Origin of the sequence: uncultured Erythrobacter sp. (genome assembly GCF_947502395.1) — a bacterium.
GTDB lineage: Bacteria > Pseudomonadota > Alphaproteobacteria > Sphingomonadales > Sphingomonadaceae > Erythrobacter.
Genome location: NZ_CANMZM010000001.1, coordinates 1290144 through 1312352 on the forward strand (window position 1 = coordinate 1290144; position 22209 = coordinate 1312352).

22 protein-coding genes are annotated in these 22209 nt (G+C 57.6%); 13 read left to right on the plus strand and 9 right to left on the minus strand.

Going from position 1 to position 22209, the window contains the following annotated elements; translation table 11 throughout:
- The first annotated feature begins 7 nt into the window (after nt 1-7).
- From Q0778_RS05980 to Q0778_RS05990, 3 genes are all read left to right on the plus strand, one after another.
- A complete protein-coding gene (locus tag Q0778_RS05980) occupies nt 8-988 on the plus strand; it encodes a glutathione S-transferase family protein (RefSeq protein WP_298334744.1) in 981 nt (326 codons plus the stop codon).
- A gap of 13 nt (nt 989-1001) precedes the next feature.
- Entirely contained in the window at nt 1002-2135 is a 1134-nt protein-coding gene (locus tag Q0778_RS05985; RefSeq protein ID WP_298334746.1) for a nitronate monooxygenase, read from the plus strand.
- Nucleotides 2136-2301: 166 nt separating this feature from the next.
- On the plus strand, nt 2302-3237 hold the full coding sequence (locus tag Q0778_RS05990) for a hypothetical protein (protein ID WP_298334748.1): 936 nt from the start codon (nt 2302-2304) through the stop codon (nt 3235-3237).
- Between the two features lie 41 nt (nt 3238-3278).
- Here the strand turns inward: Q0778_RS05990 and Q0778_RS05995 are convergent, their stop codons facing one another.
- The 4 genes from Q0778_RS05995 to Q0778_RS06010 form a co-directional block, all read right to left on the minus strand.
- Entirely contained in the window at nt 3279-4166 is an 888-nt protein-coding gene (locus Q0778_RS05995) for an MBL fold metallo-hydrolase (protein WP_298334749.1), read from the minus strand.
- A gap of 14 nt (nt 4167-4180) precedes the next feature.
- Nucleotides 4181-5503 carry an amidohydrolase family protein gene (locus tag Q0778_RS06000; RefSeq protein WP_298334750.1) on the minus strand — a complete coding sequence of 441 codons (1323 nt, stop codon included), beginning with the start codon at nt 5501-5503 and terminating at the stop codon, nt 4181-4183.
- Between the two features lie 72 nt (nt 5504-5575).
- Entirely contained in the window at nt 5576-6562 is a 987-nt protein-coding gene (locus tag Q0778_RS06005) for a MipA/OmpV family protein (RefSeq protein WP_298334751.1), read from the minus strand.
- Nucleotides 6563-6635: 73 nt separating this feature from the next.
- A complete protein-coding gene (locus Q0778_RS06010; protein WP_298334752.1) occupies nt 6636-7235 on the minus strand; it encodes a DUF2585 family protein in 600 nt (199 codons plus the stop codon).
- Nucleotides 7236-7337: 102 nt separating this feature from the next.
- Between Q0778_RS06010 and crtY the strand changes: the two genes are divergently transcribed.
- The 8 genes from crtY (at nt 7338) to Q0778_RS06050 (ending at nt 16453) form a co-directional block, all read left to right on the plus strand.
- The gene (gene crtY, locus Q0778_RS06015; protein ID WP_298334754.1) at nt 7338-8627 is read left to right on the plus strand and encodes a lycopene beta-cyclase CrtY; all 1290 of its coding nucleotides are present in this window, start codon (nt 7338-7340) and stop codon (nt 8625-8627) included.
- Nucleotides 8624-10195 carry a phytoene desaturase gene (locus Q0778_RS06020; RefSeq protein WP_298308907.1) on the plus strand — a complete coding sequence of 524 codons (1572 nt, stop codon included), beginning with the start codon at nt 8624-8626 and terminating at the stop codon, nt 10193-10195. Before crtY ends, Q0778_RS06020 begins: the two co-directional genes overlap by 4 nt.
- Before the next feature lie 80 nt (nt 10196-10275).
- Nucleotides 10276-10632, plus strand: a complete 357-nt coding sequence (locus tag Q0778_RS06025; RefSeq protein ID WP_298334756.1) for a hypothetical protein — start codon at nt 10276-10278, stop codon at nt 10630-10632.
- Between the two features lies 1 nt (nt 10633).
- Nucleotides 10634-11215, plus strand: a complete 582-nt coding sequence (locus tag Q0778_RS06030) for a TIGR00730 family Rossman fold protein (RefSeq protein ID WP_298308901.1) — start codon at nt 10634-10636, stop codon at nt 11213-11215.
- A 90-nt stretch (nt 11216-11305) separates the two neighbouring features.
- Nucleotides 11306-12259 carry a phytoene/squalene synthase family protein gene (locus Q0778_RS06035; protein ID WP_298334758.1) on the plus strand — a complete coding sequence of 318 codons (954 nt, stop codon included), beginning with the start codon at nt 11306-11308 and terminating at the stop codon, nt 12257-12259.
- A 137-nt stretch (nt 12260-12396) separates the two neighbouring features.
- A complete protein-coding gene (locus Q0778_RS06040; RefSeq protein WP_298334760.1) occupies nt 12397-12867 on the plus strand; it encodes a nuclear transport factor 2 family protein in 471 nt (156 codons plus the stop codon).
- Nucleotides 12864-14744: an acetyl/propionyl/methylcrotonyl-CoA carboxylase subunit alpha gene (locus Q0778_RS06045; protein ID WP_298334762.1), complete on the plus strand. Its 1881-nt coding sequence runs from the start codon at nt 12864-12866 to the stop codon at nt 14742-14744. Before Q0778_RS06040 ends, Q0778_RS06045 begins: the two co-directional genes overlap by 4 nt.
- Nucleotides 14745-14902: 158 nt before the next feature.
- Entirely contained in the window at nt 14903-16453 is a 1551-nt protein-coding gene (locus tag Q0778_RS06050) for a carboxyl transferase domain-containing protein (RefSeq protein ID WP_298334764.1), read from the plus strand.
- 2 nt (nt 16454-16455) lie between these two features.
- Here Q0778_RS06050 and Q0778_RS06055 read toward each other — a convergent pair whose 3' ends face one another.
- A complete protein-coding gene (locus Q0778_RS06055) occupies nt 16456-17691 on the minus strand; it encodes a multidrug effflux MFS transporter (protein WP_298334766.1) in 1236 nt (411 codons plus the stop codon).
- 137 nt (nt 17692-17828) lie between these two features.
- Here Q0778_RS06055 and dinB point away from each other — a divergent pair, with 137 nt between their 5' ends.
- A complete protein-coding gene (dinB, locus tag Q0778_RS06060) occupies nt 17829-18953 on the plus strand; it encodes a DNA polymerase IV (protein ID WP_298334768.1) in 1125 nt (374 codons plus the stop codon).
- On the opposite strand, the gene Q0778_RS06065 is transcribed toward dinB, so the two are convergent.
- From Q0778_RS06065 to Q0778_RS06080, 4 genes are all read right to left on the minus strand, one after another.
- Nucleotides 18935-19435, minus strand: a complete 501-nt coding sequence (locus Q0778_RS06065) for an NUDIX domain-containing protein (protein WP_298334770.1) — start codon at nt 19433-19435, stop codon at nt 18935-18937. The genes dinB and Q0778_RS06065 overlap by 19 nt on opposite strands.
- Nucleotides 19423-20043, minus strand: coding sequence for a 6-phosphogluconolactonase (locus Q0778_RS06070; RefSeq protein ID WP_298334771.1), 621 nt, complete (start codon nt 20041-20043; stop codon nt 19423-19425). Before Q0778_RS06070 ends, Q0778_RS06065 begins: the two co-directional genes overlap by 13 nt.
- Before the next feature lie 85 nt (nt 20044-20128).
- Complete coding sequence (locus Q0778_RS06075; protein WP_298334773.1) at nt 20129-20557, minus strand: DNA starvation/stationary phase protection protein; 429 nt, start codon at nt 20555-20557, stop codon at nt 20129-20131.
- Between the two features lie 165 nt (nt 20558-20722).
- Nucleotides 20723-21286, minus strand: coding sequence for a hypothetical protein (locus tag Q0778_RS06080; RefSeq protein ID WP_298334775.1), 564 nt, complete (start codon nt 21284-21286; stop codon nt 20723-20725).
- A 123-nt stretch (nt 21287-21409) separates the two neighbouring features.
- Between Q0778_RS06080 and Q0778_RS06085 the strand changes: the two genes are divergently transcribed.
- Nucleotides 21410-22204, plus strand: a complete 795-nt coding sequence (locus Q0778_RS06085; protein WP_298334777.1) for an SDR family oxidoreductase — start codon at nt 21410-21412, stop codon at nt 22202-22204.
- Nucleotides 22205-22209 lie beyond the last annotated feature (5 nt).

Below are 22209 nucleotides of genomic sequence, written 5' to 3' on the forward strand. Positions count from 1 at the left end.
AGCGACAATGTATACACTCTATGGCGCGATCGCTTCGCCGTATTCGATCAAAATGCGGGCAATCCTGCGCTATCGCCGCTTGCCATTTGTATGGAAGGATGGGGAAGAGACACTCGCCGCCCTCGCCAACGTTCGCGCCCCTGTTATCCCGGTCCTACAGACACCCGCAGGTAAGTTCGCGAATGACAGTACGCCGCTCCTTTACATGCTGGAGGACACACACAAGGATCGCTCAATCGTGCCGCCCGATCCAGCGATGGCATTCGTCGCACACTTGATAGAAGATTTCGCCGATGAATGGCTGACCAAAGCCATGTTTGGCTATCGCTGGCTTGAGCAAATAGACCAAAATGTGATGAGCAATTGGCTTGCTTTTGACCGAATGAAATCGGGCGGTGCAGAGGCTATACAGGCAGAAGCAAGCAAGTTTCGCGACCGGCAAGTTGGGCGGATGCCTTTGGTGGGTTGCACTCATGCAAACTTTGCACTGATTGAGGCTTCCACCAAAGCGGTGCTCGCCGCGCTTGAGGAACAAGTCACCAAAAGGTTTTTCTTGTTCGGAAACCGACCAAGCCTCGCCGAATTCGGGATCCTTGGTCAATTCTCGCAACTCGCAGTTGACCCAACGCCGCTTGCGATGATTCGCGAGGAATTCCCCTACACAGCTCGATGGCTTGCCCACGCGGAGGATTGGTCAGGTGTGGAAGGCAAGGATTGGGACGAAACCCCGAGCGATGCCGCACTCGCGATACTGGGTGTTGCCGAAGAAGTTTACGCGCCCTTCCTCGCCGCTAACGCCGCAGCAATTAAAGAGGGAGCAGACACCCTCAGTTTTTCTGCCTTGGGCCATAGTTTTTCCCAACCCGTGTTCAAATATCAGGCGAAATGCCTCGCCGATCTACGCAATCGCTATGCAGCTCTAACTGAAACAAACCGCGCGCGCGTCGAGTGCTGGATTGGGACCGGATGGAATAAGCTTTTGGGATAGGAAAGACCTCACAATGCCATTCAAAATGACCGATATGGTGGGATGTGAATTTCCGCTTTTTGCATTTAGCCATTGCCGAGATGTGGTGGTAGCCGCCAGCCGGGCAGGCGGCTTTGGTGTGCTTGGGGCTGTTAGCTATACACCCGAAGAGCTCGAGCATGAGCTGAAGTGGATCGACGATCATGTCGAGGGCAAGCCTTACGGCGTTGATGTGCTGATCCCAGAGGTACAGGCGGTCGATCAATCGGTCAGCGCAGATGCCATCGTTGCGCAGATTCCATCCGAATATCGCGACCTCACCGCCAAAATCTTGCGCGATGCCGGAGTTTCTGAAGAGGCGGGAAAACCTCGTGGGGGGAGCCAAGCACCCAACACATCGCTGGGACAGGAGCTTCTCGAGGTTAGCTTCAACCACCCAGTGCGCCTGATCGCCAATGCGCTTGGCACTGCTCCGCCGGAGATGATCGCCGCTGGCAAGAAGCACGGGATACCTGTGGCTGCCCTCGTGGGTGCAAAAGAACATGCGCTCAAACAGGTCGAGGCAGGCGTGGACATTATTGTTGCCCAAGGCGGCGAAGGTGGCGGGCATTGCGGCGATGTCTCAACGGTAGTTCTGATTCCCGAGGTGGTCCACGCGATCAAGGAGGCGGGCGTGGATCTTCCCGTGCTCGCCGCAGGAGGCATTATGACCGGCGAACAGATGGCAGGCATGATGGCGATGGGAGCGGCGGGCGCATGGTGCGGCAGCGTCTGGCTTGCTTCACCCGAAGCCGAAACGACGCCCGTATTCCGTGAGAAAATGGTCGCAGCAGGCTCGCGCGACACCATTCGCTCTAAACACCGCACCGGCAAATACTCGCGCCAGCTCAAGAGCAAATGGCACGAGAAATGGGATGAAGCGGGTCTTCGTGCCCTTCCGATGCCGCTGATGAGCCTCTTGTCAGAACCCGTGATGCGCGCCCTCGACCAAGCGGCGGTTAGCGGCAACGCACAGGCGCAAGCTCTTTCAAGCTATTGGGTCGGCCAAGGTTTGGGTTTGGTCGAAGATCAACGCGGCGTGGGCACGATTGTACAAGACTTCAAAACAGGCTTTGCGCGAGGGTTTGAAGGACTTGCCGAAGCGGTTGAATACACATCGAAGAACTGAGCTCAGTCCTTTGAAGTTTCTCGATGTAACTCATGCGTTCGTCTAAAAGCGAAGCCGCTGGTCCATCCGCTTTTGCCAATAATCGAGCGTCCATTGCTGGTTCAGGCGCGTAATCTTACACGCACCACCAATCACGAACGACCCCGTCCCTTTAAGGAGCCAGCGAATGATCGCCACATACGAACCAACCAAGGCTGTGATTGGCTCACTAATAGCCGCATCAACGGCACTTGTCGCTGTCCCTGCAAACGCACAAGACACCACTTCACCCGCTCCAGAGTTTGAGACCACCAACGAAATCATTGTGGAAGGCTATACCGAGAAGGAAGTCCGCCAATTCCTGTGGCGCACCCTTAAGGAAACCGGCGACAAGATCGCTCGGCGCGTGGAGCCTGTGTGCTTTGGTATCGATAACGTTCTCGCAAGCGTATCTGACGAGATCGCTACCCGCATCCGCCAGAATCTTGAACAGGCCAATATCCCGATTGGTGATGAAGGCTGCACGGTCAACGCTTCGATTGTGTTCCACGACGACCCTCACGGCTTTGTAAACTGGCTTGTCGACAACCGCCCGATTGCTTTCCGCGCTATGTATAAGCCTGAGAGACGGCGTCTTTTGCGTGATGTGCGCCCGGTTTACAGCTGGGTCTTCATTCCAGACCAGGTGGAAACCGGGCGTAGCGGTGCCGGTGTTGGCGAACAACTTGTGAATCAACAGATCATTGCCTCTTCCGCTGGTGCCCTCACATCACGGATTGACCAAGCTCCTCCGCCGCCGATTTCGCACAGTTTCACCGTAGTCGACCGTCAGAAGATCAACGGCATGTCGACCACACAATTGGGCGATTTTCTGACCCTGCAGATCATGATTGAATTTGTGCCGGGCGAAGCGAAAGAGGTTCCCTCTGACTCGATCCTCAATCTCTTCTATACAGAAGATCCAGAGCTTGATGCACCTGATGAGATGTCACGGTTAGATCGTTCGATGCTGACAGCGATCTATTCGGACGAGAATCCGTTGTCGAACGCGGCGGCTGTGCGCACCTCAATTGCCGCAAACATGGCTCGCCGCCTCAACGATGAAGGGCTGCTCCAGGACTGATCGGACACCTAGATGGGTAAGAGGCGCTTCTGCGTTCCCTCTCACTCGGTTGTCGGTATCTCCAAAACTTCGCCCACTTTGCTGAAATAGGTCCATTCGCCTTCCTTAAGGCGTTCGGGCACTCTCACTGGCACATGGACGGCGACCATTGCTTCGGCATTCAGTGTTCGGTCGATGATCTGCGAAACATCCTCGCGGCCTGTGAACCAGAAGGGCACAATCGCAAGCCCCGTGCGCTGGGCCTGAAGCAAGGTCTGGAGCGCCTCATAATGAACCGGATCCGGATCCGCATCGCCAAGATGCATCACTCGGCTCGCTGTTCCAACGTTGTCGATGATGCTCACCCTGTAGGTAATGTTGTGAACACTGGCATGACGATCTGGCCAACCAGAATGGGGACTGCGGAACGCATCGACGCTCGCGCCAGCCACCACAAAGGGCTCGCTCGCTTCACCATTCTCAAGCGAAATACCGCGCACACGGGTTTCAAACTCTGCCCTCCAATCTGGACCTTCGCGCATTTGCTCAAGTCCTTGCTCGGGGATGACGAGAGTGAGCTGTTCCTGGGCTGCCAGCATCGCCGTTAGCTGCGAGACGGAGAAATGATCGCCATGCGCGTGGCTGACAAACACTGCATCTACGCCGTCATAGGGCGCAGCGCCTGAAATGATCTGATCAATCAGGTCAGGTTTAAGCTGCGCCAGAGAACCAAAATGGTCATCATAGAGCGGATCAAACAGGAACTTTGCGCGCTCATCATCTGCCGTTTCATGGGCAGTCATAACCCCGGCGTTCAAGATCGAGGTTGCTTGGCTCCCGGCTTGGGCCGAAGCGGGATCAGCTTGTTCCTCGCCATTTCCCGAATGCGCCGCGCCGCACGCAGCCAGCATTCCGCAAAGCGCAAGGGTGATGATCCCCTTCCCGGTCATGATATGATGTGCACTCACTCAATCACCCGCCCGCGAACCATCACAAAATCGACATCTTCCAGAACGGTCACGTCCTGCAGTGGGTCGCCGTCCACCGCGATAATGTCGGCCGAATAGCCCGGCTTGAGCTGGCCGATCTCGTTACCAAGGCCAAGTACGTCCGCTGCTACCGTGGTGGCACTGGCAAGCGCCTCGCGATTGCTGAGACCGCCTTTGACAAGCAGAGCAAATTCACCCGCATTCTCACCATGAGGAAAAACGCCCGCGTCGGTGCCAAACGCAATCGGCACACCCAGCTCAAGCGCGCGCGGGACAAGGTTGTCGGCATAGGATGCGACCACGCGGATCTTCTCTTCAACAATCGGTGTGTAAACGCCTTTGCCAAGACCTTTCTTGATGCCTTCAAAGGCCATCAAGGTTGGCACAAGATACGTCCCGCTGGCTTTCATCGCCTCGGCTGCGTCTTCGTCAATGTAAGTGCCGTGCTCGATAGTCTGCACTCCGGCACGTGCCGCCGCCTCGATCCCGCGCGCCCCGTGGGCGTGAGCCGCAACATTGAGGCCAAGGCTGGTAGCAGTTTCGACAATCGCGACCATTTCAGGATTGGTGAAATGCGCTTCAAGGCCGCGGCCTTGCTGTGAAAGGACACCGCCGGTTGCAGTGATCTTGATCAGGTCCGCGCCATATTGCGAGGCTTGCCGCACTTTCTCCGCACATTGGATTGGGCCAGTGCAAGTGAAACCGCTGGTCAGCACATCGTTCACTTGCCTTGTGAAGCCGCTAACATCGCCGTGTCCACCAACGATTGATATGGTGCGCGCAGCCGTCACAACACGTGGGCCGGGCACAAGACCTTGCTCGGTTGCCTGACGCAACGACTGGGTAACTTGATCCGTGCGACTCCCTAAATCGCGGATGGTAGTGAAGCCTGCGAGCGCGGTGATGCGCGCATTCTTGGCGGCGATCAGCGTAGAGTACTCAGGCGGCGTAGTGGCTTGGCGCCAGAACTCGCCCGACGGATCACCTGAGAGGTGAGTGTGAAGATCGATCAGGCCGGGAAGAACGGTTTTATCCGAGAGGTCGATGACCGTCCTACCCACCACGCCAGAATCGGTGCTCAGCACGCGCGCATCACTGCTATCGACGGGATAAATGCCGGTGATCTTGCCGTCTGTGACCAATATGACCGCAGGACCGCTAGGCTCACTATCGGCGTCGCTAATCACCGAACCTGCGAAGATAACGGTCTCATTTTGCTCTTGTGCCTGAGCGACACTGGCAAGCCCCCATGCAGCGAAAGCAGCAACGGTGTAGCGGACAAGCTTTGGGAGTTTCATGGATCAGGGCCCTCTCATTATCGTTTGAGTTATCTGATGCAGCGCTGGGCGCCGTCTTGCAAGGGGCCGGTCCTAGAAGGTGTAAGCCGCACCAATCCCGGCGATGGCCTGATTGGCGCTGCCCTGCACCGAAGTGAACGGCGTGTCTGCCGCATCACCCACGAGCCGCGAGTAACCTGTGATCGCATAAAGGCTGAAACCGCCGTTCAAGGCATTGCCATCCAGATCAAGCGTCCAGATCGCAGTGAGTCCGACCGAGTCCAGCCCACCATCCGCGGTGAATTCAACAAGGCCAGTGTCCGCGCTTTGGGTTGGTGTCACCGAGTAATAATAATCGGCATAATCATCATCGACGAAGCTCGCGCTGGCGCTCAATTGCAGGCTGGCGGCGCGGCCAAGCGGCGTGAAATAACCCACGCTCGGCGAAATCAGCATGCCGTTATGCGCGCCCAAAACGTCCCAGCTCACTTGCGTATTGAAACTCACCCGGTCGCGCGGGCGCAGCACGCTTGGGAAGCTCACTCCGGCACTCGCTCCCACTTCGAGCGCGGTGTCGAGCGGCTCTGCCAATTCGACCACCTCGTCCTGGATCTGATTTACCCGATCACTACGAATGCGGAACGCAGGACCGAAGGAGAAGCTGGGCTTTTGATCCGCTGATAGAGGGCCGGCAACAGGGGCCTCCGACAGGAAATTGAGTGCGAAGCCGGGACCATTTGGGCTAATCCCAATCCCTGCCACGCGGCCGACGACCAATGGTAGAGGGAACACGCGGTAATTGTCTGATCCCGAATAGCTGGGGACCAATCCTGCACCAATCCCGACTGTGGCCCATGTGTCATCGAAGACGGGATTTTCGAAGGGAATACCTGGTGGCGGTCCCGCAGGCGGTCCATCGGGCCTCGCTTGCGGAAACCTCTCTCCACCGTTGACTAAGGGCGGTGACTTATTCGCAGTGGCATCAACCTCTTGGGCGGCCTCTTGTGAAGCTGCTGGCACGGCTGCGAGCCCTGCGCTGGCAAAGACTGAAGCTCTCAAAAACAATTTGGCAGTCATCATGGTGCACTCCGTTCCTTGCCACAAAACCGCTTGGATCTCATGGGGTTCCCCGGAGGCAACTAAGCGTGGTTGTCTAAGCTCCAGCCGAGCCAGCCGCCTGCCACTCCGCGATAGCATCAACCGGGAAAAGAAGCATAATCACAGTCAACGTTAACCCATCGCGAACCACCCATGCAGCAAGCAGTTCCAGCACCACGGACAGCACGATAGTCACTTTGATCGGCAAGCGCATAGCGAGATAGAACCCAAAGGCCATCCAGCCGATATCGGCAAAAGAGTTGAGCACACTATCGCCCGAATACCCCCAATTGGCGGTGACTGAACGAAAGCGATCAATCACCATCTGTGTGTTCTCAAGCACTTCCCACGCTGCTTCCAGAAAGACCGCGAGCGGGAGCCCCCATTTGACCGCATTCTCTCCGCCAATCTTCCACTTGGCGAACAACAGCCAGCCAAAGGCGTAGAATATCGGCCCGTGGATGATGTGACTGGGCGTGTACCAATCGGCGATATGTTGGCTATTGCCCATCGAGTTGATGTCGCCATGCCACAGCTTCACATAGCCGCATTCGCAAATTGGCGGGCGGCCCATGGCAATCAAGATCGCGACCGTCACAAGGGCGATCATAATGGAGACAAGCACGGTCGTGCGGTTGGGTTTTAGAATGGCCATGGACAAAGTTCTGAATCAATTGCGCTAAAGACGCAAGGGCAGTCCGGTTGAGCGACTGTAAAGTTGCTCCTACATCGCCTGTGTCCTAGGGCCTTTACTCAGATGAGCGACTCACAGGTTGATTGCGTCATAGTTGGCGGAGGTCTTGCAGGCGGCTTGATTGCGCTTGCACTCCAACGTGCGCGACCCGAATTTCGTATTCGCCTGATCGAGGCCGGTCGCAGCATCGGCGGAAATCATCGTTGGAGCTGGTTTGACAGCGATTTGTCGAATCAAGGCAGAGCGCTCCTCAGCGATTTTCGGCAGATCGATTGGGAAGATGGCTATGAGGTCCGCTTCCCCAAATATCGCCGCGAGCTGAAGACCGCCTATCGGTCGATGGCGTCGCCTGATTTCCATGAAGGGATCATGCGTGCATTGCCACACGGTTCGGTCATTTTGAACCGCAAGGCCGAGAGCCTCGATGCGCGCGGGGTGGACCTTGCCCCTTCGCAATATGACCCGGCTGAACGCATCAGCGCACGCAGCGTCATCGATTGCCGCAGCTTCAAGCCGAGCCCCCATTTAAAGGGCGGATGGCAGGTTTTCCTCGGACGGCATGTGCGGCTCGAGAAGCCTCACGAGATCGACCATCCGGTGATTATGGATGCAACCGTCGATCAGTTAGCCCCGCACGGCAATGGCGGCTCCTATCGTTTCGTCTATGTGCTCCCTCTGGGCGCGCATGATGTCTTTATCGAAGACACCTATTATGCCGATGACCCGCTGCTTGACAGGAACGCGTTGTCAGGCCGGATCGACCAATATGCGCATGCTCATGGTTGGTCAGATGGCACGCCTGTGGGACATGAGGCAGGGGTCTTGCCGGTTCTGACCGGCGGTAACTTTGCCCGCTATCAGGAAGAAATACGCATTCCCGGTGTTGCCATCGCCGGTGCACGCGGTGGCTTTACCCACCCGCTTACCAGTTACACTATGTGCGTGGCGGTTGAGAACGCTCTTGCCATTGCAGAGCAGCCGGATCTGTCAGGCGAGCAGCTTGCCGCCTTCTTCGATACGCGCGCGAGACAACATTGGGCAAAGACGGGATATTACAGGCTACTCGCACGTTTCCTGTTTTTCGCGGCCGAGCCGGAAAAACGAGTCAAAGTGTTCCAGCGCTTTTACAAGCTTCGCGAGGGGCTGATCGAGCGGTTCTACGCCGCGCGTTCATCCATGTTCGACAAGGTCCGCGTCCTGTGGGGGGAGCCCCCCGTACCTATCCACAAGGCCATAGTGGCCATTTTCAAATCGGGTCCAGCTCTGAAGTCGAAAGCGTCGAATACGGCACAAGCAGAGCTGGAAAACGAACTGCAAACGGAGATTGTCATGCAGAAGGAAACGGGGGCATGAACGCCGATCCCACCCTCAATTTCGCACCACCGGTAAGCGGTGAGCGCGGGATCAATCCGGTCATCGCCGAAAAGTATGCTGGCAAAACTGCTTGTGTGATCGGGTCCGGTTTTGGCGGCATGGCACTGGCGCTGCGTCTACAATCACATGGTATTTCGACCACAGTCATTGAAGCGCGCGACAAGCCAGGTGGCCGTGCGTATTACTGGGAAAAAGACGGCTTTACCTTTGATGCAGGCCCCACGGTCATCACCGACCCTCCATGCCTCAAAGAGCTTTGGGAGCTAACCGGTCACGACATTGCCGAAGACGTAGAGCTGATGAAGGTCCATCCTTTCTACCGCCTCAACTGGCCCGACGGCACCAACTTCGACTATTCCAACGATGATGAGGAATTGAACGCCGAGATCGCTAAGCTGAACCCCGACGATGTGATCGGTTACCAGCGTTTTTTGGAATACTCAGCCCGCGTCCATGACGAAGGCTATGTGAAGCTCGGCACCGTGCCCTTCCTCGACTTCAAGTCCATGCTCAAAGCCGCGCCTGCTCTCGTCAAAGAGCGCGCATGGCGCAGCGTTTACGACATGGTCTCTTCCTACATCAAGGATGAGCGCCTGCGCGAAGCGTTCAGCTTCCACACGCTGCTGGTCGGTGGTTCGCCGATGAAAACATCTGCGATCTACGCTCTCATTCACAAGCTTGAGAAAGACGGCGGCGTTTGGTGGGCACGCGGCGGGACCAACCGCTTAATCGCCGGAATGGTGCGCCATTTTGAGCGTCTCGGCGGAACAATGCGCGTTGGCGATCCGGTGGTTCAGGTGCACACCGCTGGCACAAAAGCGACCGAGGTTGAAACCAAGTCGGGCTGGAAACAACGCTTTGATGCCGTGTGTTCAAACGCCGATATCATGCACTCCTACAAAGACCTGCTTGGACAGTCGGACCGGGGCAAAAAGTACGCAAAGTCGCTCTCCCGCAAGAGCTACTCGCCTTCGCTTTTCGTAGTCCACTTTGGTCTCGAAGGCACATGGCCCGGCATTGCGCACCACCAAATCCTGTTTGGCCCGCGCTATCATGGCCTTGTCGATGACATCTACAAACACGGCGTTCTGCCGCAGGACTTCTCAATCTACCTCCACCACCCAACCGTGACCGATCCGTCGATGGCACCCAAGGGCATGAGCACGTTCTACGCGCTCGTCCCCGTCGCTCACATGGGCAAGATGCCGATCGATTGGGACGTCGAAGGTCCGAAGTTTGAAAAAGCGATCCTCGACGAAGTAGGCCGCCGCTTGATCCCTGACATCCACGACCGGATCGTCACCAAATTCTCCTACGCACCCAAGGACTTCCAAGCCGACCTCAACGCCCACATGGGCAGCGCCTTCAGCCTCGAGCCCGTGCTGTGGCAAAGCGCTTACATGCGCGGCCACAACCGCGACGATGTGATCGACAATTTCTACCTCGTCGGCGCAGGCACGCACCCCGGCGCTGGCATCCCCGGCGTTGTCGGCAGCGCGAAAGCAACGGCGGGGCTGATGCTTGAAGACTTGGCGGTAAAGGCCTGAGTGTGAGCCTAGTTGACGCAGTGAATGAAGCCTGGGGTTGGACCGGGATCACTGCGTCTAGGATTCGGGCACAAAGTCCAATGGGACACTTGCTAGTCAGTGACCCGGACGAGCAGTTTTTCTACATTGATCCAGACGGTATGGCAGTCCTCCCGCTTGGAACGAAAGAAGAGGCACAGGCGCATCTCGATGGCGAAGAAGCCAATGAACTTTGGTGGGGCGGCGAGCTGCTGAAGAAAGGTCTTGAGCGATTGGGTGAGCCGCCTGAGGGTTCAGTGATCAATCTGAAGCCCATGTGCCTACTTGAAGGAAATTATTCTCCTGAGAATCTCTGGATTGTATCGCTGGAAGAGCTAATCCACTTTACAGGCTCGGCTACAGAGCAAATCAAGGACCTACCAGATGGGTCTCAATTCGAATTGAAGATTGTCGACTGATATGAAACGCCTAGCAGTCTATTGCGGCTCCGCCTCGCCTGAGGATCCGCGCTATATCCAACTTGCCTATGACGTCGGCAAAACGCTTGCGACACGCGGCATTGGCACAGTTTATGGCGGCGGGCGGCTTGGCCTTATGGGCGCGGTTGCGAAGGGCGCTCTTGATGCAGGCGGCGAAGTGATTGGGGTGATCCCTGAAGCCCTCGCCAAGAGCGAGGTTGCCAATCACGATTGCACTGAGCTCTACACCGTTTCCGGCATGCACGAACGTAAGCAGCGTTTCACCGACCTCTCCGATGGCTTTGTGACGTTGCCCGGCGGGGTCGGCACCATGGACGAATTGTGGGAGGCGATGAGCTGGGCGCAATTGGGCTATCACTCTGACCCCGTGGGGCTCCTCAACGTCTTTGGCTTTTACGATGAGCTTATCGCTTTCAATCAGAAAATGGCCGATGTTGGCTTTGTCCGAGAGGTTCATTCCGGCATCCTCGTCCATGCGACAACCATCAGCGATCTCATCGACAAAATGGCGAAGTATGAGCCCCACACTCCGATCTTTCGGATGAAGGCTGATGATTTGTGATGCGTTCCAAACGCGAGTCCCCGCGAAGGCGGGGACCTCTCTCATCTTGGCAGGAGGTCCCCGCCTTCGCGGGGACTCGCGGGTGACATAGTGGCAAATCCCGAAAGGCGCGCTGAGCTGGTCGCCCATGCAAGGGCCACGATCAAACATGGCTCGCAAAGCTTCTCTGCCGCCTCGCAACTATTCGACAGCGAAACCCGAGAGCGTGCTTGGCTACTCTACGCCTGGTGCCGTCAGTGCGATGATATTGCGGACAATCAAGTGCTCGGAGGCGAATTGGGCGATCAATCCAATCTTGAGGAGCGCCTCGCCCATATCCGCCGCCTCACTGCCCTCGCTTTTGAAGGAAAGCCCACCGGGGACCCGGCCTTCGATGCATTAGGTGTGGTCGCTGAAGAATGCGGTCTCACCCCCCAGATGGCGGAAGATGTCATCGCAGGTTTCGCGCTCGATGCCGATGATTGGAGGCCGCGGTCCGAGGCCGATATGATGCGCTATTGCTACCACGTAGCGGGCGCGGTCGGCGTGATGATGGCGGTCGTCATGGGCGTAGACCCCAAGGACCAAGACACACTCGACCGCGCAAACGATCTGGGCCTCGCCTTCCAGCTCTCCAACATCGCCCGCGATATCGTTGAGGATGACGCCGCTGGCCGCTGTTACCTCCCCATCAATTGGCTGGTTGAGCAGGATATTGAGCCCGGCCAACACACCAAACCCCACCACCGCGAAGAGCTTGCCGAAATGGCCGCGCGCCTTGTTGCTCTGGTCGAAAAGCACGAAGCCGCCGCGCGAGTGGGCGCAGAACGCCTACCTTTTCGCAGCCGCTGGGCCGTGCTTGCCGCCGCCCGCATTTACGGCGCGATTGGCCGCAAGGTGCGCACACGCGGGACCGAGGCATGGAACAGCCGCACCTTCGTACCCCGCTGGGAGAAAGCGGCTTACGGCGTGCGCGCTTTCCTGTCCGCCGCGATCAACCGCGAAAAGCATCCCGATGGTGAGATCACATGGGGCATCAAGGATTTTCGGCCTACCTCAACATAACCGTCACCCCGGCGAAGGCCGGGGTCCAGCTTCTTTTGGGCGTTGTGGCTGAAGAAGCTGGATCCCGGATCAAGTCCGGGATGACGACAAAAGGGACCTGTTCCCATTGTAATAAAGTTGCGCTAATCCTTTTCACCATGAGAGGACTTCTGACATTCTTAGCCGCAGTACTGGCCGCTACGCCGGTGCTCGCACAGGCCCTTGCCGAGCCCGCGCAAGACGCCATTGCCGCTGTTCGTAGTTTTACCGACGCATTTGATCGGGCCGATGAGGCTGGCATGACGTCGGTGATCATAGAGAGCGCACAAGTTGTCTTGGTACGCCCGCGCGAAGACGGTGACACCGTGCGCAGCCTTCCTTTGGCGCAGCTTGCCGCGAATATCGCCAGTTCGCCCGCTGATTTGAAAGAGCCCATCGCTATCAAGAACGTCATGGTCGACGGGCCAGTCGCCATGGTTTGGGCCGATTTCTCGCTCTTTGTCGACGGGACACGCAGCCATTGTGGCGTCGATATATTCACGCTCGTTCAGCAAGACGGCGCATGGAAAATCGCCACCATCACCTACAGCCACATTACTGAGCCTTGCGAAGAGGCCCCTGCGCTATGATCACCAAACTCCTCATCGCCAATCGCGGCGAGATTGCCTGCCGGATTATGCGCACAGCGCGTGAGATGGGGATCGCGACGGTCGCGGTCTATTCCGATGCGGATGCAAAGGCGCTGCACACGCGCACTGCCGATGAGGCGGTGCATATTGGGCCCTCGCCAGCGGCGGAAAGCTATCTGGTCGGCGCAAAGATCATCGCTGCCGCCAAAGAGACCGGCGCAGAGGCGATCCATCCCGGCTATGGCTTCTTGTCCGAAAACGCAGACTTCGCGCGCGCGGTGATTGACGCTGGCCTTATCTGGGTGGGACCAAAGCCGGAGAGCATTGAGGCGATGGGCCTCAAAGACGCCGCGAAAGAACGCATGATTGCCGCAGGAGTGCCGGTGACACCGGGCTATCTGGGCGAAGATCAATCGCTGGAGCGCCTTACCGCCGAGGCCGAGAAGATCGGCTACCCCGTGCTAATCAAGGCTGTGGCAGGCGGCGGCGGTAAGGGGATGCGCAAAGTTGATGATCCTGCCGATTTCGCGGCCTCCCTCGAAAGCTGCCAGCGCGAGGCCAAAGCCTCCTTTGGCAATGATGAGGTGCTGCTGGAGAAGTGGATCACCTCCCCGCGCCATATCGAGGTGCAAGTCTTCGGGGACAGCCACGGCAATGTCGTCCACCTGTTCGAGCGCGATTGCTCACTCCAGCGCCGCCACCAAAAGGTGATCGAAGAGGCCCCTGCGCCGGGCATGGATGAGGCCACCCGCGAGGAAATCTGCGGAGCTGCCGTGCGCGCCGCCAAAGCGGTGGACTATGAGGGCGCAGGCACAATCGAATTCATCGCCGACGCCAGCGAAGGCCTGCGCGCCGACCGCATCTTCTTCATGGAGATGAACACAAGGCTCCAGGTCGAACACCCCGTCACCGAAGAGATCACCGGCGTGGACTTGGTGGAGTGGCAGCTGAGGGTTGCGAGCGGCGAGCCGATCCCGGTGAAACAGGAAGAGCTCTCCATCAACGGCTGGGCGATTGAAGCGCGGCTCTATGCGGAGGACCCAGCGAAAGGGTTTTTGCCGAGTACAGGCCCACTGACGTACCTCGATCTCGTTGGAGATCGGATCGAAACGGGGGTTGAGCAGGGCGGCGAAGTGTCACCCTTCTACGACCCCATGATTGCGAAGCTCGTCGTCCATCGCGAGGATCGTGAGAGCGCCATTCGCTCGCTCGCACTCGACTGCGCCGATGTAATTTGCTGGCCAGTACGTACGAACGCCGAATTCCTTTGGCGTTCGCTCGAACATTCCATCTTCCGCGAAGGCAGTATGACCACCGCCTTCCTAGAGGCCGAGAGCGAGTCACTTGTACCAACAGGCGAGCCCTCTGCAGAGGCGCTTCAATCTCTGACAGATCACTTTCTTGAAAGCCACGAATTTGACGAAGCCCTACAGGGTCTTCGACTAAACGCACCCAAGGCGAAACCCGCCGTACATATCAGTGTCGGTAGCTCTAAATTCGAGCACTCACATGACTGGAATTCGCCCCTCGCAGGTCGGCATGTCACTGCGGTGGATGAGGGTGCACTGGTCAACGACCTTGGCACAACATTCGTCGCCACCATTGCTCGCCACGATGCTGCTGGCTCCTCCGCCGCCGACGGAGCAATCCTCGCTCCCATGCCGGGTAAGGTCATCGCTGTGGACGTTGCTGAGGGCGACCAAGTCACCGCTGGACAGCGCCTGATGGTGCTTGAGGCGATGAAGATGGAGCACGCGCTCACCGCGCCGTTTGATGGGACTGTCACCGGGCTCGAAGCGAGCGAAGGCGGCCAAGTTCAGGTGGAAGCGGTGCTCTGTATTGTTGAGCCCAGCGCGGTGACGCCAGCTTCCGAATAACTCCCACCCCCTCACCTTTAGGGGAGGGGCAGCGAGACTTGGCAGTCCTGAGCTTGACGAAGGGCTGCCTAGTCGCAGCAGGGAGGGGCCCACATCAGGCATTGCGCGCACCGCCCCCTCCCCCTAACCCCCTCCCCTAAAGGAGAGGGGGAACACCCGTGACCTGGGAAAAAGAACTCGAAGAACTGCGCGCACGCGAGGCGCTGGCCGAAGAAATGGGCGGGGCGGACAAGGTTGCTCGCCAACATTCGCGAGGCAAGATGGATGCCCGCGCGCGGCTGGACGCGATTTGCGACCCCGGTTCCTTCCGCGAGATTGGCAAGATCGCTGGCAAAGGCCACTATGACGAGAACGGCGATCTGCAAGGCGTCACCCCTGCCCCCTTCCTGTTCGGCAAAGCGACGGTAAACGGCCGGCCTGTGGTTGCCACAGCAGACGACTTCACCATTCGCGGAGGCGCAGCGGATGCTGGCATCAAGCGCAAGATGGTGCAGGCCGAGCAGATGGCGCATGAGCTAAAGCTCCCCATCATCAAGATGATCGACGGCACCGGCGGCGGCGGCTCAGTCAAAACACTGGAGCAGATCGGTGCGACCTATATCCCTGCGGTTCCGGGATGGGGCGATACGGTCAAGAACCTCGATACCGTTCCCGTGGTGGCGCTCGCGCTTGGCCCAACCGCTGGCCTTGGTGCTGCACGCATTGCGGCAAGTCACTATTCGATCATGGTGCGCGGGCTCAGCCAATTGTTCGCAGCAGGCCCTGCGGTGGTCGATGGTCTTGGTGAAGCCTATAAGAGCGCCGCGGACCATCAACGGGCGAAAGAAGAGCTTGGCGGGGTTGACATCCACACTCGCAACGGCGTGGTCGATGATGAGGTTGCAAGCGAGGAAGAGGCCTTCGCAAGAGCGCGCTATTTCCTCTCCTTTATGCCTGAACATGTCGGCCAGCATGCGAGGCGCGCCGAATGCACGGACCCGGTCGACCGGCGCGAGGAGGCACTGCTTTCCCTAGTCCCGCGCGATGACAAGCAGGTCTATTCCATGCGCCGCGCGATGGACTTGATCCTCGATAAGGGCACCGTGTTTGAGATCGGCAAAAACTGGGGCCGCGCCGCGATCACTGCCTTGGCGCGCCTTGATGGTTGGCCTGTAGCAGTGGTGGCGAGTGACCCAAGCTATCTGGGCGGATCATGGGAGGCGAAGACGTCCGAAAAGGTCGAACGCTTCATCAAACTCGCCGACCAATTCCGCCTGCCTATAGTGCACCTTGTCGACAACCCCGGCTTTATGATCGGGCGCGAGGCGGAGTTGGCAGGGACGATCCGATATGGTGTCCAAGCGATGAATGCGATTTACAGGGCCACCGTGCCTTTGGCGAGCGTCGTCATGCGCCGCGCCTATGGCATTGCGGGCAGCGCGATGAGCAATGCGGATTTGTACCAATATCGCTATTGCTGGCCGAGCGGTGATTGGGGCAGTCTTCCCATCGCAGGCGGATTAGAAGTCGCCTATAAATCGGACATCGAAGCCGCAGATGATCCGGCTGCGAAGCTAGAAGAGATCAAGGCGCGCCTCAACAAGGTCACCTCGCCCTTCCGCTCAGCAGAACTCTTCAACGTTGAGGATATCATCGACCCGCGTGACACGCGGCCTTTGCTGTGTGAATTTGCTTATCTGGCTTGGCGCAGGCTTCAAGCGGAAGGCTGAACTCAATTCCCCGCGTTAGGACGGGTGAAGAGCCTACCCCTCTCGCTCATCAGCACAAAGCAAAGACTGGCGAGCGAGCATAGCAACATCGACACGGCGAGCGGATAGGCCGTGCCGTCGTAATATGCGCCAATAACCGCCCCCAATGCGCCGCCAGTGCTCATGCGCAAAGCCGTGTGGATAGAGCTAGCTGCACCCGCAATATGCTGAAACGGCTGCATCGCAATCGACGAGAAGTTAGCACCAACAAATCCAAGTGAGGCCATGTTGATGCTGAGCAGTGGCAGGAACTCCCACAAGGTCTGCTCGCCATCGGATGCTGACCACAATTGCAGACTGGCTGAGATAATGAATACGAACAGCGCCGAGTGGCTCACCCGGCGCGCGCCGAAGCGCTCTACGATGCGCGAGTTGAGGAAGTTGGCGAGCACCATGCCAAGCACCGCGCCGCCAAAAATAACCGCGAAGTAGTCGCCCATACCAAAGCTTTCCGCAATCAACTGCTGCGAGGAATTGAGGAATCCGAAGAGCGACCCAAAGACCAAAGCCGAACCAATAACATAGCCAATCGCCTGTCTGTTTGAGAGCGCCTCGCCCATGTTGCGCAGGATTACGCCGAGGCGGATCGGCTGGGCATTTTCAGGCGCCAAAGTCTCTGGCATGCGCAAAAATGCCCATGCGCCAACACCTAGGCCCATCACTGCCATTACGCCGAAAATCGCCTCCCACCCGGCAACCATCATGATCACTTGTCCAATCGCAGGCGCGATTAACGGCACGACGAGAAAGGTCATCATGATAAGGCTCATCAGCCTTGCCATTCGATCCCCGCCCACCTTGTCGCGCACGATCGCGGCCGGAAGCACACTGAGCCCGGCGGTGCACATGCCTTGCGTAAAGCGCATTACCAGAAGGCTCTGAAAATCGGGTACAAACATGCATGCAGCAGAAAGACTGATGTAAACCGCAAGCGAAATAAACAGGATCGGTCGCCGCCCAAATCGGTCGGCCAAAGCGCCTGGGAAAAGCGCCCCGATTCCTGCCCCCAGGAAATAGGTGCCGATCACAAGTTGGCGGTCGTTTCCGGTTGCGCCCAAGTCCTGACCGATCTCGCCCAGCGCGGGCAGCATCGCATCGATGCCAAAGGCCTGAAGGCTCATCAGCGCCGCCATCAGCACTATCAACTCGCGCTCGCCCAGATCTTTAGGCGCTAGTTTGATTGGGATTGATGCTGACATCAAGCGGCTGTGCACGCTTGACGGTTCATTTGCCACAGTTCTTTTCGCATGTGCACAAAGTGGGTTTGGCAGCCCCTGGGTCAATCTGGGCACCGCCCCACTTTCTTCGCGCAAGCAAAAGTTCTAGTTTCGACTGCATGGCCGACAAAGCTCAAGACCCTGAAGAGTTGCCTCACGAGGCACCGGGTCTGCGCAAGATAATCCATGTCGACATGGATGCCTTCTTTGCCAGCGTTGAGCAGCGCGATGACCCGGAGCTACGCGGCAAACCCGTCGCAGTCGGCGGTTCGGGCGGACGCGGCGTAGTGGCGGCGGCCAGCTATGAGGCGCGCAAATTCGGGGTACGTAGTGCCATGCCTTCGGTCACGGCCAAGCGGTTATGCCCCGATCTTATCTTTGTGAAGCATCGCTTCGATGCTTACAAAGAGGCTAGCCGCCAGATTCGTGCGATCTTTGAACATCACACGCCGCATGTCGAGCCATTGAGCCTCGACGAGGCGTATTTGGATGTGACTGAGGACCGGCTTGGCATAGGCTCAGCAACACGCATTGCTGAGCTAATCCGGCAGGAAATCCGCGCCAAGACTAAGCTGACGGCGAGCGCTGGTGTTTCCTACAACAAGTTTCTCGCGAAGCTCGCGAGCGACCAGAATAAGCCCGATGGCATGTGTGTGATCCGGCCCGGTCAAGGTGCAGACTTTGTGGCAGGCTTACCGATCCGACGCTTCCATGGGGTTGGTCCCAAGGCCGAAGAGAAGATGAAACGGCTTGGGATCGAAACCGGCGCAGACCTCGTGACCAAGGACATCGCATTCCTAAAGACAAATTTTGGGAGCTTTGCCGATTATCTCTACCGCGCTGCACGTGGGATCGATTTGCGTCCCGTACGCGCGCACCGGGTGCGCAAATCGGTCGGCGGCGAGCGGACATTTAGCGAGGATATTTCCAGCGGCTCAGCGCTGCGAGAAACGCTATATAATACAATCGATTATGTATGGGAGAGCATCGAGCGAACAAAAGCACGCGGCCGCACTGTGACGCTCAAAGTAAAATTCAACGACTTCAAGAGTATGACCCGTTCCAAATCAGTGACCCACTGGATTGAAACGAAAAAGGAATGGTCCGAGATCAGCCGTGAGCTCCTGGAAGAAGCGCTTCCCCTACCCATGCCGATCAGACTGATGGGGCTCACCCTATCCAATCTCGATCATGGCGATGAGGAAGAGCAAGAGGCAGACAGCGCTCAGCTGTCCTTACTGTAATTCTGCCAAATCTCGATCCGCCTAGGTACATTCCAGCCGAGCGGTTCGGGCAGGTCGTAGACAGGAAAGAACTGCGCCTCGACTATTTCGCGCTGATCGGGTTTGGGAACAGTCGCGCCTGTTCCTGTGAATAGGTGCGACGTATGCGGTGAGCCTGACAACTCCTCTTCGATCACGCCAAGCGATTGCATTTCGCCGACCTCAACGCCTAGCTCTTCGCGCACCTCTCGCCGTGCACATTCGGTTGGATCCTCTCCCGCTTTCTTGCCTCCAGCCGGCAAAGTCCAAACTTGTGGACCGTAGGAATGCCTGATGAGCAAGACCTCACCCCTATCATTTGTAAGAATTACGCCGACCCCGAAGATCGGTGCTTTGCGCCACTTGCGCCAACGATGCCTTATCCTGTGCGCGAATGGCAGCAGAGCCCGATGGAGCGACGCAGGTAATGCCCGCTCAACCCAGTCGGTGATTAGGTGAAGCATGTGACCTGCTGGTTCGCCGCTCCCAACAAGCGTGCAATGGGTAAGTCGTGCTTGCCTGCCATAGCGGCTTTGAACACGTCCAACTTATCATCACCCCGGATCACAAACATAACGCCGGCGCTGTTTAACAACGCAGGAATGGTCAAAGTGATGCGGTCAAAGGGCGCTTCGGGTGGAAGTGGGTCTGGCGTGAGGCGGCGCATGACCTTTGCATCATCGACTTGCGGGTCGGTGTTCGGGAAAAGCGAAGCAATATGCCCATCCCCGCCCATGCCCATCCAGCACAGTGTGAAATGGGGAGGCTCGGCCTCTTCGCTGAGCGCCACCACTTGAGCACCAACCGGTTCGAAGATCGCTCTGATCTTTCCTGTATTGGACGCTTCGTGATCCTCTGGCACAATGCGGTCATCACCCGGCCACACTGCAACGCGCGGCCAATCAAGAGGTGCCTTCACCAACTCTTCGAATATTGGAAACGGCGTCGAGCCGCCCGGTACACTAATGGCGATCTCGCCGTCTGATGCAGCCATCGCAGCGCTCAACTGCCCCGCAATCCAATGCGCAATATCGCCGGCGCTCTGGTCATTCACCAAGTTCACTTTGCCCATGGGCAAGATGCATAGCAAAAGTGCCGCTCCCGCAAAGCGGGAACGGTCCAAGCGACCTATGAATAGGATTTCATGTGTTTGTTACTTAGCCGAGCGCTGACTTTAGGAACCACACACGCTCTTCGGCGGCGTCAGTCCAATCGTCGATCATACCATCGGTCGCGTTATCGCCTGCGGCATCAGCGGTTTCTTTCATCGCCTTGAGGCGTGTGACCAGTTTCGCGTTGTCATCGCGAAGCTCGGCCAGCATTTCCTCAGCTGAGAGGTTTGCATTGTCCTGATCTGCGATCTGGGTGTGCGCTGCGATTGAGCCGATGGATGTCAGCGTATCGCCGCCAATCTTGCGGGCGCGCTCGCCGATCTTGTCGATCTCATCGCGGATCTGAATGGCCTGCTCGTCAAATAGCAAGTGTAGGTCGCGGAAACGCGGGCCGGTCACATGCCAGTGAAAGTTCTTGGTCTTTACATAAAGAGCGAAATGATCGGCCAACAGAGCATTGATTTCTGCAACCATTTGGGTTGTTGAATTATTGTTAGGGTCAAGCATAGCTTATCTCCTTTTGCTTTGTCGGGCCAACAGTATAGCTGGCTGCCTTCACAACAAGAGATGGGAGTTAAGCGATCGATTTAAAGGTATTTTTCGATAGAAAGACCAATTGGCAGTGATCGTACAAACCGATCACAGGAACGTGAAACGAGCATTCAAGCCGATCACTATTCCCGCAATAATCATACAAAGCGCAAAGACCAGACGGATCGTGCGCAAAGGCAGTTTTTGCAAAGTCGGCGCGCCCAGCGACCATCCCAGAACTACCGCTGCACTTCCTGCCAAAGCCCCTCCGATCAGCGCTGTGGTGGGGAAGACAGCCCATGCAGCGAGGGCGAAAATTGCAAAGCGCGCCGCGTCCTGCATCTGGCGAAACACCAGCACGGCGGCAATCGCCACATATGAGCGCGTGGGCTCTTTCATGGGCTTTACTTTGACCGGCCAGGCAAGCTCAACAGCCCCTGCAACGAGGGCAAACGCGACGAGCATCTCAGCGGCTCTCCGGGGCAAGATCGCAGCCATTGTGGAGCCGGCGTAAGCCATCGTAGCCGCCGTTCCGATGGCGCAAACGACCCCGATGATCAGCAGCGGCACATTGCGCTCTAACGCGCTGGAAAACTGCGCAATAATGAGCTGCTCACGCCCGCCAAGCGCGATCAGAAATGTCAGGATAAAGGCAAGCAAAAAAGCATCCATTGACCTCCCCTAGCATGAGCAAAGCCGCTTGCCAGCTATACCGCGACCAACCCTAGCAATTTGCAGCCTAGCCTCGTGTCCCAATCCGCGTTAGGCCTAAGGCAAGAGAGGATAGGAGAGACAATGAAACTCACTGAGGGGATGGCCGCAGTCGTCACTGGCGGCGCTTCGGGATTGGGTCGTGCGAGCGCCGCGGCGTTGGCCAAACAAGGGCTCAAAGTGGCGATATTCGATATCAATGACGAAGCGGGCAAGGAACATGCCGCGGCGATTGGCGGCACCTTCCACCATGTCGATATCATGAGCGAGGAAAGCGTCGAGGCGGGCTTTGCCGCCGCGCGCGCAGCCAATGGACAAGAGCGGGTGACCGTCCACTGCGCCATGGCATCAAAGCGCGGCAAGACCATCGGCTTTGACAAGAGCACCGGTGGCTACAAACGCCTTCCCACCGAAGACTATGCCTTTGGCGCTGAGGGCATTCTGGTGGCGAGCTACCGCGTTTCCAGTATCTCCGCTCTTGGGATGGCGAACAGCGATCCGGTCAATGACGATGGCGAACGCGGGTCGATCACTTTGACCGCCAGCGTCGCGGCACAAGATGGCCAGATTGGGCAGACGATTTATGGCTCGTGCAAGTCGGGTGTGAACGGCCTGGTGCTGCCTATGGCGCGCGATTTGATGGACTTGGGGATCAGAGTGAACAGCGTCATGCCGGGCATTTTTGCGACACCGCTTATGCTTGGGATGAAGGATCGCAATCCTCAGATGTGGGACCAGTTGAACGCATCCGTTCCCTTCCCCAAACGCCTCGGTGAGCCCGAGGAGTTCGCCTCACTTATCTGCGAGATTGCCAGCAACAGCTATATCAATGGCCACCAGTTCCGCCTTGACGGCGCGATCCGGATGCCTCCCAAATAATTCAG

What these genes read in the sequence shown, in the direction of transcription:
- Q0778_RS05980 (WP_298334744.1), top strand. Translation starts at nt 8, where the DNA reads ATGTATACACTCTATGGCGCGATCGCTTCGCCGTATTCGATCAAAATG.
- Q0778_RS05985 (WP_298334746.1), top strand. Translation starts at nt 1,002, where the DNA reads ATGCCATTCAAAATGACCGATATGGTGGGATGTGAATTTCCGCTTTTT.
- Q0778_RS05990 (WP_298334748.1), top strand. Translation starts at nt 2,302, where the DNA reads ATGATCGCCACATACGAACCAACCAAGGCTGTGATTGGCTCACTAATA.
- Q0778_RS05995 (WP_298334749.1), bottom strand. Translation starts at nt 4,166, where the DNA reads ATGACCGGGAAGGGGATCATCACCCTTGCGCTTTGCGGAATGCTGGCT.
- Q0778_RS06000 (WP_298334750.1), bottom strand. Translation starts at nt 5,503, where the DNA reads ATGAAACTCCCAAAGCTTGTCCGCTACACCGTTGCTGCTTTCGCTGCA.
- Q0778_RS06005 (WP_298334751.1), bottom strand. Translation starts at nt 6,562, where the DNA reads ATGATGACTGCCAAATTGTTTTTGAGAGCTTCAGTCTTTGCCAGCGCA.
- Q0778_RS06010 (WP_298334752.1), bottom strand. Translation starts at nt 7,235, where the DNA reads ATGGCCATTCTAAAACCCAACCGCACGACCGTGCTTGTCTCCATTATG.
- crtY (WP_298334754.1), top strand. Translation starts at nt 7,338, where the DNA reads ATGAGCGACTCACAGGTTGATTGCGTCATAGTTGGCGGAGGTCTTGCA.
- Q0778_RS06020 (WP_298308907.1), top strand. Translation starts at nt 8,624, where the DNA reads ATGAACGCCGATCCCACCCTCAATTTCGCACCACCGGTAAGCGGTGAG.
- Q0778_RS06025 (WP_298334756.1), top strand. Translation starts at nt 10,276, where the DNA reads ATGGGACACTTGCTAGTCAGTGACCCGGACGAGCAGTTTTTCTACATT.
- Q0778_RS06030 (WP_298308901.1), top strand. Translation starts at nt 10,634, where the DNA reads ATGAAACGCCTAGCAGTCTATTGCGGCTCCGCCTCGCCTGAGGATCCG.
- Q0778_RS06040 (WP_298334760.1), top strand. Translation starts at nt 12,397, where the DNA reads ATGAGAGGACTTCTGACATTCTTAGCCGCAGTACTGGCCGCTACGCCG.
- Q0778_RS06045 (WP_298334762.1), top strand. Translation starts at nt 12,864, where the DNA reads ATGATCACCAAACTCCTCATCGCCAATCGCGGCGAGATTGCCTGCCGG.
- Q0778_RS06055 (WP_298334766.1), bottom strand. Translation starts at nt 17,691, where the DNA reads ATGTCAGCATCAATCCCAATCAAACTAGCGCCTAAAGATCTGGGCGAG.
- dinB (WP_298334768.1), top strand. Translation starts at nt 17,829, where the DNA reads ATGGCCGACAAAGCTCAAGACCCTGAAGAGTTGCCTCACGAGGCACCG.
- Q0778_RS06065 (WP_298334770.1), bottom strand. Translation starts at nt 19,435, where the DNA reads ATGCTTCACCTAATCACCGACTGGGTTGAGCGGGCATTACCTGCGTCG.
- Q0778_RS06070 (WP_298334771.1), bottom strand. Translation starts at nt 20,043, where the DNA reads ATGGGCAAAGTGAACTTGGTGAATGACCAGAGCGCCGGCGATATTGCG.
- Q0778_RS06075 (WP_298334773.1), bottom strand. Translation starts at nt 20,557, where the DNA reads ATGGTTGCAGAAATCAATGCTCTGTTGGCCGATCATTTCGCTCTTTAT.
- Q0778_RS06080 (WP_298334775.1), bottom strand. Translation starts at nt 21,286, where the DNA reads ATGGATGCTTTTTTGCTTGCCTTTATCCTGACATTTCTGATCGCGCTT.
- Q0778_RS06085 (WP_298334777.1), top strand. Translation starts at nt 21,410, where the DNA reads ATGAAACTCACTGAGGGGATGGCCGCAGTCGTCACTGGCGGCGCTTCG.